Raw genomic sequence first — 12,664 nt, forward strand, 5'->3', positions numbered from 1 at the left:
GCCCAGCGGGCTATGGTGCGCCCACGGCCGGTCGCTTGAACATCCGTGTCGCCGTGATCTCGCTGTGCACCGCTTCTTCGTCCTGGAGCTGCTGCGGCAGTCCTGGACGGAGGTGTTCCTCCACGCGGATGTACTTGAGGCCGGCCCGCAGGTCGGCGTCGTTGCGCAGCCGGATCACCAGCGGGAACTCGGCGAGCGCCGTAGTGTCGAACAGCCCGGTGGTGTAGAGCAGTTGCACGCCCAGGGCGTCCGACACGGCCCGCTGGAGCTCCAGCAGATAGGTCGCGTTGGCGCGTCCGATGGGGTTGTCCAGGAAAAGCGTTCCGGCGTGACGGTGCTTGTCGCGGCCGCGGTCGTTACTGCGCAGGGCCGCCATCGTGCAGTACAGGGCGATGGCGGCGGTGAGCAGCTGTCCACCGGAGAACACGTCGCCCATCTGACCGACGGGAACCCGCTCGGCGCGCAGTACGGCATCGGGCTTGAGGATCTCCACGGCGACGCCCTTCGGCTGGAGTGCCGCGCTCACTCCGCGCAGGAGCAGCGACATGCCGTCGCGCCTGAGGTCGGAGTTCTTCTTGACGGCCGCGCGGGTCGCCTCGTCGATGACCTGGCCGAGCCGCTCGCTGAGCGTGGCGGGGTCGGGCTCGTCGAAACGGATCCGCAGGAACTCCTGCCCGGACCATTCACCGAGACCCTCGGGCAGCCGGGACAGCCGCTGGGCCGACCTGAGCGTGGCGAGCGCCGTCTCGACCAGGCCCCGCAGCCGGTCCACGATGGAGTCGCGGTTGCGTTCCAGCTGCGCCAGTTCATCCGTGAGCACGCGCAGCCGGGGGGCGAAGGCCTGCGCCCAGCGCTGTGCGTGCTCGGGCAGCGCGGAGGCGGGCAGTTCGCGGATCTGCTGCCGGGCGGGGGTCCGGACCTGCTCGTAGCGGGTGGAGTTGGCGTGCCGTACGAGGACGTCGCTCGCCTCGCGCACGGCCGCCTCGGCGGCGGACAGGTCGGCGGCGCAGCCGCGCAACGAACGGCGCATCTCGGCGGCGGCCCGGCGGGCTTCCTCGAGCGTGCCGGGGTAGGGCTCCGGTTCCTCCTGCTCCTCGTCCGGGGCGTGCTCGCGCAGCAGGTCGCGGAGCATGGCCGCGACCTCGTCGAAGCCGCCCGCCGCGTCCTCGGCGGCGCGGTGGGCCCCGAGGAGTTCCGCATGGGCCTCGCGGGCCTCGGCGAGCGCATCGACGCGGGAGGCGAGTTCACCGCTCGCCGTGCGCAGCAGGGCCTGCGCGTGCTCGGTGTCCCGGGGGACCAGTTCCCCGGGCAGCTCGGTGTGGGCCTCGCCGTTCCCGGGTGCGTGCCGTTCGGCCTCGCCGCGCAACCGCCCGAGCTGCTCGCTCGCCGTGGACATACGCGTCTCCAGCAGCTGCACCAGCTCCTCCGCACGTGCGGCGGCGGCCTGCCGGGACGGGCCGTCGGAGCCGTCCGGTGACTGAAGGAGCTGTTCGGCGCGGGTGCGGACCTTGTTGCTGAGCCGCTCCAGCTCGGCGAGTGCCGCGGACTCGTCGCTCTCGGCCCGTGCCTGTTCGGCCCGCAGGTCGGCGCCGACGCCCACCTTCTCGTACAGCTGGGAGGCGGCCCGGTAGGCCTCGCGCAGGGCGGGCAGGGAGCTCTTGGACGGCTCCGCGTCGCCTTCCGGCACGTCGTCGGGAGCGCCCGCGATCTCCGCACGCTCGGCGCGCAGCGCACGCGCCGTACGGCGGGCGTCGTCGGCGGCGCGCTGGGCGCCGCGCCGGTCCTCGTCGGCGGCGCGGGCACGCTCCAGGCAGGACTGGGCGCGGGCCTCCGACTCGACGGCGTCGTCGGCGAGTTCCCGCAGTTTGACCTGCCAGCCCGCGCGCTCGCGCAGCCGGAAGGCGAGCCCGGCGAGCGCGTCGGCGGCGCGCCGCGCCTTCTGCGCGGCCTCCTGCCGCTCCTCGCGCACCTGGGCGGCCTCGGCCGCCGCCTCGTCGGCTTCGGCACGGACGGTGCGCGCCTCGGCCAGGTCCGCCTCGGCCTCCTCGGCGAACGCGCGTGTGTCCAGGGCCACCGTGGCGAGTTCGGTGAGCCGTCCCGCGGGGCAGCCGGTGCGCCAGGACGCCAGCCGCGCCGCCAGTTCGCGGTCCTTGCCGAGCCGTGCCGCGAGCCCGCGGATCTCCTCGTCCCGCTCGGTGGCCCGCGCGCGCAGCGCCTGACGCTCCTCGTCGGCGGCGTGCTCGTCGTGCATGGCCGGGTTCGGCGGTACCAGGAAGACGTCCCCGCCGTCGCTCTCGGCGAGTGCCGGAGCCGGGGCGAGCAGTGCGGCGGCCGTGCCGACCGCGACGGCGGAGCGCGGCAGCAGGGCGGCGTCGCTCAGGGCCTCGCGGGCCCGTGCGTGCGAGGCCGGGTCGGTGATGATCACGCCGTCGACCAGTTCGGGCCGGGCGGCCAGCACACGCGCGTGGTCGGCGGGGTCGACGGCCTGGGCGAGATAGCGCCAGCCGGGCAGCGCGGGGATGCCGCGCTCGCCGAGGAACTCCACGGTCGCCAGCACGTCCGGTCCCGGAGGCAGCAGGCCGCCGTCACCGAGCGCACCGAGGATGCGGGCGTCGTCGGCCGCAGCGGTCCGCAGTTCGAAGAGCTGGCGCTCGGCCGAGGAGACGAATTCGTCGAGCAGCTCGCGCAGTTCGTCGGCGAAACGGTCCAGCTCCTCGGGGGCGAGGGCCCCTTCTCCCGGGTCCGGTGCCTGCGCCGTGCCGCTCTCCTCGTCACGGCGCGGGCCGGGGACCCGGGGGCCCGGGCCGGTGCCGGACAGGCTCAGCAGTTCGGCCAGCCTCTGCTCGGCCGCCAGCGCCTGAGCTGTGCGGCGCTCCGCGTCGTAGGCCCGTTCGGCGGCGATGGCCGCATCAGCGGCGCGCGCCGCCGTCAGTTCCGCACGGGTCTCGGCCGACGCGGCCTCGCGCGCATGCTCGGAGGCCCGGTGAGAGGTTTCGCGTGCGGTGTCCCAGGCCGCGACGGCCGTCTTCTCGGCGTCGCTCGCGTCGAGCGCGGCCCGCGCCGGGTCGGCGTCCGCGGCGCTGCCGTCCAGCCAGCCCGCTCGCACGGCCTCGGCGGTCTCCTGCTCGACCTCGGCGAGCCGCTGGCGCAGATGTCCGGCCTCGCTGCGGGCACGCTGAGCGTCCGTGGCGGCGGCGGTCGAGTCCCCGTAGGCGGACTCGCCCACCTCCTGGAGCGCGGCCGAACGCTCCTCCTCCTCGTTGGCGAGGGCCTCGGCGCTCTCGGCGGCCCCATGCAGCGCCCGTACGAGATCGACGGCGGCCTTGGCGCGGGCGGCGAGCGCCGGCGCGGCGTCCCGCTCGGCCTCGCGGATGGCGGCCGCCACGCGGGCGGAGCGGTCGGCGGCCGCGCGGTGCCGGAGCACGGCCTCGGCGGCCTGCCACGCGGAGTACAGCTGGCGGGCGTCGGCCAGCTCGCGCTTCTGGGCCGCCGCGGCCTTCTCCGCTTCGGCGAGCGCCAGCGAGGCGTGCCGGTAGGCCAGCTCCGCCGCGATCAGCGCACTGCGCTCGCGGGCGCCTTCGGCATGGGTGACGGCGTACGCGGCGGCGGTGACGCGCTGGGCCAGGTCGGCGGCCCGTACCCGCTCACGCACGGCGCGTGCGGCCAGCCGCCGGGCCAGGGTCCGGGTTCTTCGCTCCGCGCCCGCGTGGATGTCCCGGGCCCGTGACCGTGTCTCGGCGGCGTCGACGATGCGCCCGAGCAGGTCCACCGAACCGGCGGTGAAGTCCCGCTCGGCCATCAGCTCGGAGCGGCGTCCCAGCTTGTTGCCGAAACCACTGACCAGGTCGGCGAGCCCGTCGGTGTCCCGGGTGTCGGTGACCGCGCGCAGCAGCAGGTCCGTGAAGTCGGAGTCCTTCTTGACCGCGAAGAGTCCGGCGGCCTCGCCCTCGTCGGCGTTCATCTCCCGCTGGTAGCGGAAGAGTTCGGGATCCAGGCCGAGGTCGGTCAGATGCTCGTTCCAGCGATCGTGGATCTCCTCCCAGTGCACTTCGAGGTGCGGGTAGGCCTTGCCCGCCTCCGTCAGGGCGTCCCGGAAGCCCTTCATCGTGCGGCGCCGTCCCCGCGCCCCGGACGTGCCTTCGGCGGGCGGCCGTACGGCGGTGGACTCGGCCACCGGCAGGTTGTCGAGGCTGAGCCCGGGGCCCGGCCGGAAGGAGTACCAGGCCTCGGCGAACTTCCGCGGGTCGCTCGAGACCTGACGTCCCCGCCATTCGCTCACCTTGCCGACGACGACGCACTCGCCGGTCAGGGTGTGCTGCCACTCCAGCGCCACGTGTCCGCAGTCGTCGGCGAGCAGGAACTTGCGCAGCACACCCGAGCTGGCGCCGCCGAGGGTGTTGCGATGACCGGGCAGCATCACCGAGAAGATCAGCTTGAGCAGAACGGACTTGCCGCCGCCGTTCTCCAGGAAGAGCACGCCGGCGGGGGCCGGCCGGCGCGGCGGGCCCTGGGGCTCCTCCTCGAAGAACTCCGCCTGGGTGGGCGCGGGGTCGGGCACCGGATCACCCACACCCCGGAGGTCCAGCACGGTGTCGGCATAGCGCGCACCGGCCGGACCGATGGAGTAGAGGCGGACCCGGGACAGCTCGTACATGGCGGCGGACTCTCGTCGTAAGTCTTGCTGAGTCGTGGGAAACGTGCGGAAGTTCGGGAAGACGCGGGACTTCAGGAGCTTCCGGAGTGGAACGGCAGTCCGGCGTCGGCCACCAGTTCCAGGTCGTCGGTGTCCTCGGCGGGCAGCAGGGTGGCCGTGCCGTCGGTGACCGGGACGATGCCCAGTTCGAGGAGTTCGGCCATGGCCGCGCTGCCCGCCATGTCACGCACCTGGAGCTGGTAGCGGGCCGTCGTGCGGTAGGTGCCGCCGTTGTCGTCGCCGGTGCGCTGCAGGAACCCGGAGTCCGTGAGGAACGCGACGGCCTTGCCGACGATGCCGGTGGTGGATCCCGCCAGTCTGCGGGCGTCCTTGGTGGCGCCGGTGGCGCTGCGTCTGGCCCAGATCCGCCAGGCCGCCTCCAGGCCCGGCGCGTCCGTCGACGGGTCGGTGTTCTCCCCCTGCTGCTCGGCCCGCTCCTCGAGACGGCGGCAGGCCTGGCGCACGAACGCGTCGACGCCGTGGACCGAGACGCGTCCGATGTAGCCGTCGTCGGCCAGGTCGTCGGGGCGGGGGAAGGCGAGGGCGGCCACGGCGAGATGGGCGAGGCCGTGCAGGAAACGGTCGGCGGAGTCGGTCGAGGTCCGACGCGCGTACTCGCCCATGCGGACCGCGAAGACGGAGTCCTCGGCGGCGGTCACGGCCATCCCCGCGCGCGGGGACACCTCGAGCACCACCAGACCGAGCCCCGTGGCGACGGCGTCGGCGAGTCGCGCGAACGGCGGGTCCTCGCGGTAGCGGCGCAGCAGCTCCGTGTACTCCTGGTCGCGGGCGGGCTGGAGCCTCGGCTGCAGACCGAAGGCGACGAGCCGGGCGGCGTCGGCGGCGTCGGCGGGGGTGACGGCGGCACCCGCCGGTGCGGCGGTGGGCTGCGGCTCACTCCACTCGACGTGCTCGGTCACGGTCGGAACTCCTTGCTGTACTGGTACTGATGGCCGGTCATGCCGCCTCCGTCCGGTCCGCCGCCATGCCGGCCGCATCCAGCAGCGCCGTACCGACGATGAGATCCGCACCGCCGAACTCGGGATCGTCCAGCTCCGTACCGTCGTCCACGGCGAACAGCAGCTTCTCCTCACCCTGCCGATAGGCGGTGCCGACCGGCGGGCTCGCGGCGTGCACGGCCAGCAGGGCCACGAGATAGGGAAGTTCGGGGTCCTGTCGGCGCGCCTGTGCGAGCAGCCCCGACAGTCGCCGCGGCGCGTCCGCCGGCAGGTCGAGCAGCTCCGTCGCGGCGGCCAGCTGCTCCTCGCTGAACCGGCTGTCGTCCGGGGTGGCGATCAGATCGGGCTCGGGCATCTCGGCCCCGAGGTGCTCACGCTCGACCGGAGGGGTCAGCAGCAGCTCGACGAGGTCCGCGACCCGTACGGACCCGGACGTGCGCAGCCCCGTGCCGTGCGAGAAGAAGGCGTCCGTGACACGGATCGCCTGCTCCAGCGGGAGCGGCAGCAGCGGGGCGAGGAGGTGCCCGTACAGGTCGGTGCCCGAGGTCGCCAGGGGGGTGGCGAACGCCTGCCGGTCCTGCTCGGCGCGGAACAGCGGGCCCGCTTCCAGGAGCCGGGACTGCAACTGGGTGTGCCGGCGGATGCAGTCCTTGACGATGTCGACGAGCTCGGCGGCGCGCCGCTTCTGGTCGGGGTCCTCGGACTCGTCGCGGGCCCTGCGGATGTTGGTGAGGATCGCGTTCTCGTGACGGTAGCGGTCGGTGACGTGGTCGAGGGCTTCGGCGATCATGTCCGGCACCGCGTTCAGCCAGTCGACCGCCCGGACGTTGCGCCGGGTGGCCTCCAGTGCCCTGCGCAGCGACTCCGAGTACTGCACCGTCCGGTAGCGCGCCTGCTCGGCGGCGAGCTGGGCGTCGGCGAGGCGCCCGCGGCTGATCAGCACCTCCAGCTTGACCTCGGCGGCGATCTGGGCGCTGGTGACGTCCGTGTCGAGGGCGCCGACGAGGACGTTGACCGCCTCGTCCGTCGTCCTGAGGTAGACGCCTCCGCCGTATCCCGGCACCTCTTCGATCAGTTTGAAGTCGTAGTCCCTGCGAACATAGGTGCCGTCGGGTGCGAATGTGCCGTAAACGGCACGGAAGCCGCGGTCGACGCTGCCGACATTGATCAGGTTCTCCAGGACCCAGCGGGCCACGCGCTCGTGTTCGGCGACCGGGCGCCGCGGGGCCTGGGCGGCGATGCGCGGGATGAGCCGGGCGACTATCTGGTCGTGGTCGGCGCCGGTGTCGAAGTCCATGTTCAGCGTGACCAGGTCGATGGCGGCGAGCGCGATCTCCGCCATCCCGTACACCGAGTACTCGCCCGCGAGGTTCGCCTTGCGTGCGTCGAGGTCGTGCAGCGGCGCCGTGCAGGCGAGCGCGCGCAGCCGACGCGCCAGCCCCTCGTCGGCGGCCGGCCCCAGCGCAGGGCGCGGCCCCGCGCTGAGCTGGGGCGGCACACTGTCCGTCGATGCAAGCGAAGTCACGGTGCACAGATTAGGTCCTTGGTCTGACAACGACCCAAACGGCGCGGATGCGCCCCCGCCAGGGCGGGCCAGGGCTGAGATCCTTCCGCGGGCCGCGCGTGACCGGTCTCGCGAGGTGCCCCGTGTCCGGGAAGGTCGCGCCCCTCCCCCACTGGCGCCCGGGACTGCGCTCAGCCGGTCGTCTGCTCCCCGCCGGCCACCCGCCGCCGGTACACCTCCACGACCCGTTCGAGCGAGTCCGCCAGGTAGACCGCGAGCAGTTGCTCCGCCTCGGTCCGGTCCCCCGTCTGCAGGGCCTGGAGGATCCGCTGGTTGCGCGTGAGATACGGCTCGTGGAGCTGCCGCGGGTCGTCCACGACATGGAAGGCCAGCCGCAGTTCGGCGAAGACGCTGCGCATCAGCTCGTCCGTCCGCTCGCTTCCGGCGAGCGCCACAAGTTCGCGGTGGAAGTGGATGTTGGCGGTGCCCAGCCCTTTCCAGTCACCCTCGCGCGCGGCCCGCTGCCCCTCCTCGACAGCCCCGGCGAGACCGTCGAGGGCGTACGGCGGCTCGCCCAGACCGCGCACGACCGCGCACTCGACCAGGCTGCGGGTGCGGTAGATGTCCTCGACGTCCTCGACGGTCAGCACCCGTACGAAGACCCCGCGGTTCAACTCGTGGACGAGCAGCCTCTCGTGGGTGAGCAGGCGGAACGCCTCGCGCAGCGTGTTGCGCGAGACACCGAGCGCGCCGCCGATGCCGTCCTCCGGCAGGCGGGTGCCGGGCGGGAAGAAGCCCTCGGCGATCCGGCTCCTGAGGATGTCCGAGACCCGCTCGGCCGTGCTGGTGCGCCCCAGGAGGGCGCGGTCGTCGGCCAGTCCCGTCAGCTGCTCTGCCATGCCCGGAATTCAATCGCAGATACAAGAACGAAACAACATGGGTATTGAAGGATCGTTCAACGATCCTCTACCTTGCTACGCACGGCACCGCTCCGCTCCTCACCGCGGTGCCGCGGCTTCCGCTCGGCACGGTCCCTTCCCCACGACCAGTCCGTCCCGAACAGCACTGCTCATCCAGCAAGCACCCTCCATCCCTCACTGCGAGGTGCCCATGAGCACGAACCCTCCCTCCAGGCCCCTGACCGCCGACGCCCCCTCCGACTCGGTCGAACACAGCGCCGACGACGGCGCGTTGGGCTGGCTGCGCGCACTCGGCCCGCGTGGCCGGCGGGCCTTCGCCGGCGCCTTCGGCGGCTACGCCCTCGACTCGTACGACTACTTCACGCTGCCGCTGAGCATGGTCGCGCTGGCGGCGTACTTCGGTCTGGACAGCGGCCGGACCGGCCTGTTCACCACGGTCACCCTGGTGGTGTCGGCGGTCGGCGGCGCTGCCGCCGGCGTGGTGGCCGACCGTGTCGGACGGGTCAGGGCCCTGATGATCACGGTGGTCACGTACGCCGTCTTCACGGTCGCGTGCGGCTTCGCCCCCAACTACGAGACGCTGCTGGTCTTCCGCGCGCTCCAGGGCCTCGGCTTCGGCGGCGAGTGGGCGGTCGGCGCCATCCTGGTGGCCGAGTACGCGAGCGCCAGGCACCGGGGGCGAACGCTCGGCGCGATCCAGAGTTCCTGGGCCGTCGGCTGGGCGCTGGCCGCCGTCGTCTACACGCTCGTCTTCTCCTTCGTGGGTAACGACCTGGCCTGGCGCGTGATGTTCTGGACCGGAGCGCTGCCCGCGCTGCTGGTGATCTGGATGCGCCGCCGGGTGCACGACGCGCCCGGAGCGCTGGCCGAGCGCGAACGCAGCGAGGACAAGGGGTCGTTCGCGGCCATCTTCCAGCCCGGCAGGGACGGGTCGCCGGGTCTGCTGCGCACCACGGTCTTCGCGAGCCTGCTCTCCACCGGCGTCCAGGGCGGCTACTACACGCCGGCGACCTGGGTGCCGACCTATCTGAAGACGGAACGCGGGCTGTCCGTCGTCGGCACCGGCTCCTACCTGGCCTTCCTGATCTCCGGAGCCTTCGTCGGCTACCTCACGGGCGGCCATCTCACCGACCGGCTGGGACGCAGGCGCAACATCTGGCTGTTCGCACTGCTCTCGGCGCTGTGCATCCTCGTGTACGCGAACATCCCGAGCGGCGCCAACGCCCTTCTCCTGGTGCTCGGTTTCCCGCTCGGGTTCTGCATGTCGGCCATCTTCAGCGGCTTCGGGGCCTACTTGAGCGAGTTGTACCCGACCGCGGTGCGGGGCACGGGACAGGGCTTCACGTACAACACCGGCCGCGCCGTCGGCGCCGTCTTTCCGACCCTGGTGGGGTTCCTCGCCGACAGCTGGGGCGTGGGCGGGGCGCTGGTCTTCGGCGCGGTCGGGTACGGCCTTGCGGCGCTGGCGCTGCTGGCACTGCCGGAGACGCGCGGAAAGGAACTGTGGTGAACCGTACGGAGGACCGCGCCGTCACGCTCGTCGACGAGCACGCGCACGCGTGGCGCCCCGAGGAGGCCCGGGCCCGCTTCCGGAAGGGGCTGACGGGCCCCACGGCCGGAGTCGCGGCGGGCCACACCCAGGCCAACCTCATCTCGGTCCCGGCGGACTGGGCCTACGACACACTGCTGTTCTGCCAGCGCAACCCGAAGCCCTGCCCGGTCCTGGACGTCACGGACGTCGGCTCGTTCGGCACGGCCCTCGCGGGCGGCGCCGACCTGCGCACCGATCTGCCGCGCTACCGGGTGTGGCGCGACGGCGAGCTGGTGGACGAGCCGACGGACGTCCTCGAACACTGGCGCGACGACCTGGTGTCCTTCCTCATCGGGTGCAGCTTCACCTTCGAGTGGGCGCTCATCGAGGCGGGCGTCCCGATGCGCCATATCGAGCAGGGCCGCAACGTCCCGATGTATGTGACCGGACGCCAGTGCCGTCCGGCGGGGCGACTGCACGGTCCCATGGTGGTGTCCATGCGTCCGGTGCCGCCGCGGCACCTGGGGGCGGCGATCCGGGAGAGCTGCCTGCTCCCGGCCGTACACGGCAGCCCCGTACACTGCGGCGACCCGTCGGGCCTCGGCATCGAAGACCTCGGCCGACCCGACTTCGGCGACCCGGTGGACGCCGAACCGGACGACATCCCGGTGTTCTGGGCCTGCGGCGTGACCCCGCAGGCAGCGGTGACGGCCTCGCGCCCGCCCTTCGCCATCACGCACGCACCGGGACAGATGTTCGTCACCGACGCCCGCGACGAGCAGTACCGCGTCGCCTGACGTCGCCCGACCAGGAGGGACCATGATCGATCTGAACGCCGACCTCGGCGAGGGCTTCGGCCGGTGGCGGCTCACCGACGACGAGCGGCTGCTGTCGGTCGTCACCAGCGCCAACGTGGCCTGCGGCTTCCACGCCGGCGATGCGGTCACCATGCGGCGCGTGTGTGAGCTGGCGGCCGGCCGCGGTGTACGGATCGGAGCCCAGGTCTCCTACCGTGACCTGGCCGGATTCGGACGGCGTGCGATGGACGTGCCGCCCGCGGAGCTGGCGGCCGAAGTCGCCTACCAGATCGGCGCGCTGGAGGTCTTCGCGCGCGCCGCGGGCTCCCACGTGTCGTATGTGAAACCGCACGGCGCGCTCTACAACCGGGTGGTCCACGACGAGGAGCAGGCTCAGGCCGTGGTCGAGGGCGTGCTGCTCGCCGATGCCGCGCTGCCCGTGCTCGGGCTGCCCGGCTCGCGCTTCCTCGAGGTGGCCGAGAAGGCCGGGCTCCCCGTCGTCACGGAGGCGTTCGCGGACCGCGCGTACACCGAGGAGGGCACGCTCGTACCGCGTGGTCAGGACGGTGCGGTGGTCACCGATCCCGACACGGTGGTGGAGCGATCGGTGAGTCTCGCCCGCTTCGGGGTCGTCGCGGCGCACTCCGGACGCGACATCCCTGTACGGGCGAGGTCCCTGTGTCTGCACGGGGACACGCCGGGAGCGGTCGATCTGGCCCGCCGGGTGCGCACCGAGCTGGAGGCCGCGGGCATCGGCGTGGAGGCCTTCGCATGAGGGCACTGCCCGTCGGTGACGACGCCCTGCTCCTGGAGGTCGCTTCCGGTGAGGAGGCCGAGGCCCTGCACGCCGAACTGCTGCGCCGCAGGGCCGGCGGCGAGCTGACCGTGCGCGAGATCGTGCCGGCGGCGCGTACGGTCCTGCTCGACGGCCTGCGCGAACCCTCCCGGCTCGCTGAGCGGCTGGCCGGCTGGGAGATCCCGCCGGTCCCGGCGCGCGTCCAGGAGGCGGTCGAGATCCCCGTACGGTACGACGGTCCCGATCTGCCGGACGTCGCCGCGTTGTGGGGCGTGCCGCTCCGCGAGGTCGAACGGATCCACTCCGCGGCCGAGTTCCGTGTGGCGTTCTGCGGGTTCGCGCCGGGCTTCGGCTATCTGACCGGCCTGCCGGACCGCTACCGCGTACCCCGCCGGGACACCCCGCGCACCGCCGTCCCGGTCGGCGCGGTGGCGCTCGCGGGCCCGTACACGGGCGTGTACCCGCGCTCCTCGCCGGGCGGCTGGCAGCTCATCGGCACGACCGAGGCGGTCCTGTGGGACCACGCGCGCGTTCCGGCCGCGCTGCTCACCCCGGGCGCCCGCGTCCGCTTCGTCCCGGTGGGGCCCGGATGACGGACCGCGCGCTGTGCGTCGTACGGGCCGGGGCGCTGACGACCGTGCAGGACCGGGGACGGCCCGGCCACGCCCATCTCGGGGTGCCGCGCTCGGGGGCGCTCGACGCCCCCGCGGCGGCGCTCGCGAACCGGCTGGTCGGCAATCCTCCGGAGGCGGCCGTGCTGGAGACCACCGTCGACGGATGTGCCGTTCGGCCGCGTTCGGCGGTCACCGTGGCGGTCGCCGGGGCGCCCTGCACGGTCACGGTGGACGGCCGTCCCGCGCCCTGGGGTGCGCCGGTGCGCGTCCCGGCCGGCGCGCTGCTGGACATCGGGCCCGCGCTGTCCGGAGTGCGCGGTTACCTGGGAGTCTCCGGCGGCGTGGCGGTGGAGCCGGTCCTCGGCAGCCGGTCCACGGATCTGCTCTCCGGCCTCGGTCCGCCACCGCTGACGAACGGTGCGGTGCTGCCCCTGGGCCTGCCGGCCCACGGCCACGCGTGCGTGGACGTCGCTCCCCAGCCGGGTCCGCCTTCCGAACTGGTGCTCCGTGTGACGCCCGGGCCACGCGACGACTGGTTCACGGCGGAGGCGATCCGCACCCTCCTCACGCGCGCGTACCACGTGTCCCCCGCGAGCAACCGCGTCGGCCTGCGCACCGAGGGCCCTCCCCTTGCGCGCGCCAGGCACGGTGAACTGCCCAGTGAGGGAATGGTTCTGGGAGCGGTCCAGGTACCGCCCGACGGGCGACCTGTCGTCTTCCTCGCCGACCATCCGACGACCGGGGGGTACCCGGTGATTGCCGTCGTCCGGTCCGCCGATCTCGCGGCGGCCGCCCAGGCGACTCCGGGTACCCCCATCCGGTTCACTTCCGTCAGCCGTCGCTAGGCGGC

The 12,664-nt window shown here is 73.3% G+C and carries 9 protein-coding genes; 5 read left to right on the forward strand and 4 right to left on the reverse strand.

Annotated features, from left to right (window positions below):
• Positions 1-10: 10 nt before the first annotated feature.
• The 4 genes from ABZ904_RS00090 to ABZ904_RS00105 form a co-directional block, all read right to left on the reverse strand.
• Positions 11-4,654 (reverse strand): hypothetical protein, encoded by a 4,644-nt coding sequence (locus tag ABZ904_RS00090; protein WP_360992130.1) that lies wholly within the window; start codon positions 4,652-4,654, stop codon positions 11-13.
• Positions 4,655-4,725: 71 nt separating this feature from the next.
• The gene (locus tag ABZ904_RS00095) at positions 4,726-5,613 is read right to left on the reverse strand and encodes a hypothetical protein (RefSeq protein WP_359397771.1); all 888 of its coding nucleotides are present in this window, start codon (positions 5,611-5,613) and stop codon (positions 4,726-4,728) included.
• Positions 5,614-5,650: 37 nt separating this feature from the next.
• On the reverse strand, positions 5,651-7,177 hold the full coding sequence (locus tag ABZ904_RS00100) for a hypothetical protein (RefSeq protein ID WP_361820245.1): 1,527 nt from the start codon (positions 7,175-7,177) through the stop codon (positions 5,651-5,653).
• Between the two features lie 170 nt (positions 7,178-7,347).
• Complete coding sequence (locus ABZ904_RS00105; RefSeq protein WP_359397776.1) at positions 7,348-8,055, reverse strand: GntR family transcriptional regulator; 708 nt, start codon at positions 8,053-8,055, stop codon at positions 7,348-7,350.
• A 211-nt stretch (positions 8,056-8,266) separates the two neighbouring features.
• Here ABZ904_RS00105 and ABZ904_RS00110 point away from each other — a divergent pair, with 211 nt between their 5' ends.
• The 5 genes from ABZ904_RS00110 to ABZ904_RS00130 are packed head-to-tail and all read left to right on the forward strand — an operon-like array spanning position 8,267 to position 12,659.
• On the forward strand, positions 8,267-9,586 hold the full coding sequence (locus ABZ904_RS00110) for an MFS transporter (RefSeq protein WP_361820248.1): 1,320 nt from the start codon (positions 8,267-8,269) through the stop codon (positions 9,584-9,586).
• Complete coding sequence (locus ABZ904_RS00115; protein WP_359397779.1) at positions 9,583-10,404, forward strand: putative hydro-lyase; 822 nt, start codon at positions 9,583-9,585, stop codon at positions 10,402-10,404. Before ABZ904_RS00110 ends, ABZ904_RS00115 begins: the two co-directional genes overlap by 4 nt.
• Before the next feature lie 22 nt (positions 10,405-10,426).
• Positions 10,427-11,179 carry a 5-oxoprolinase subunit PxpA gene (locus ABZ904_RS00120; protein ID WP_359397781.1) on the forward strand — a complete coding sequence of 251 codons (753 nt, stop codon included), beginning with the start codon at positions 10,427-10,429 and terminating at the stop codon, positions 11,177-11,179.
• Complete coding sequence (locus ABZ904_RS00125) at positions 11,176-11,793, forward strand: allophanate hydrolase subunit 1 (protein ID WP_359397784.1); 618 nt, start codon at positions 11,176-11,178, stop codon at positions 11,791-11,793. Before ABZ904_RS00120 ends, ABZ904_RS00125 begins: the two co-directional genes overlap by 4 nt.
• Positions 11,790-12,659: a biotin-dependent carboxyltransferase family protein gene (locus tag ABZ904_RS00130; protein ID WP_359397786.1), complete on the forward strand. Its 870-nt coding sequence runs from the start codon at positions 11,790-11,792 to the stop codon at positions 12,657-12,659. The genes ABZ904_RS00125 and ABZ904_RS00130 overlap by 4 nt, the downstream gene beginning before the upstream one ends.
• The last annotated feature ends 5 nt before the right edge of the window (positions 12,660-12,664 follow it).

Origin of the sequence: Streptomyces sp. NPDC046900 (genome assembly GCF_040644975.1) — a bacterium.
Classification (GTDB): domain Bacteria; phylum Actinomycetota; class Actinomycetes; order Streptomycetales; family Streptomycetaceae; genus Streptomyces.

Coding starts and splice junctions, on each gene's coding strand:
- ABZ904_RS00090 (WP_360992130.1), bottom strand. CDS start 4,654: ATGTACGAGCTGTCCCGGGTCCGCCTCTACTCCATCGGTCCGGCCGGT.
- ABZ904_RS00105 (WP_359397776.1), bottom strand. CDS start 8,055: ATGGCAGAGCAGCTGACGGGACTGGCCGACGACCGCGCCCTCCTGGGG.
- ABZ904_RS00110 (WP_361820248.1), top strand. CDS start 8,267: ATGAGCACGAACCCTCCCTCCAGGCCCCTGACCGCCGACGCCCCCTCC.
- ABZ904_RS00120 (WP_359397781.1), top strand. CDS start 10,427: ATGATCGATCTGAACGCCGACCTCGGCGAGGGCTTCGGCCGGTGGCGG.
- ABZ904_RS00125 (WP_359397784.1), top strand. CDS start 11,176: ATGAGGGCACTGCCCGTCGGTGACGACGCCCTGCTCCTGGAGGTCGCT.
- ABZ904_RS00130 (WP_359397786.1), top strand. CDS start 11,790: ATGACGGACCGCGCGCTGTGCGTCGTACGGGCCGGGGCGCTGACGACC.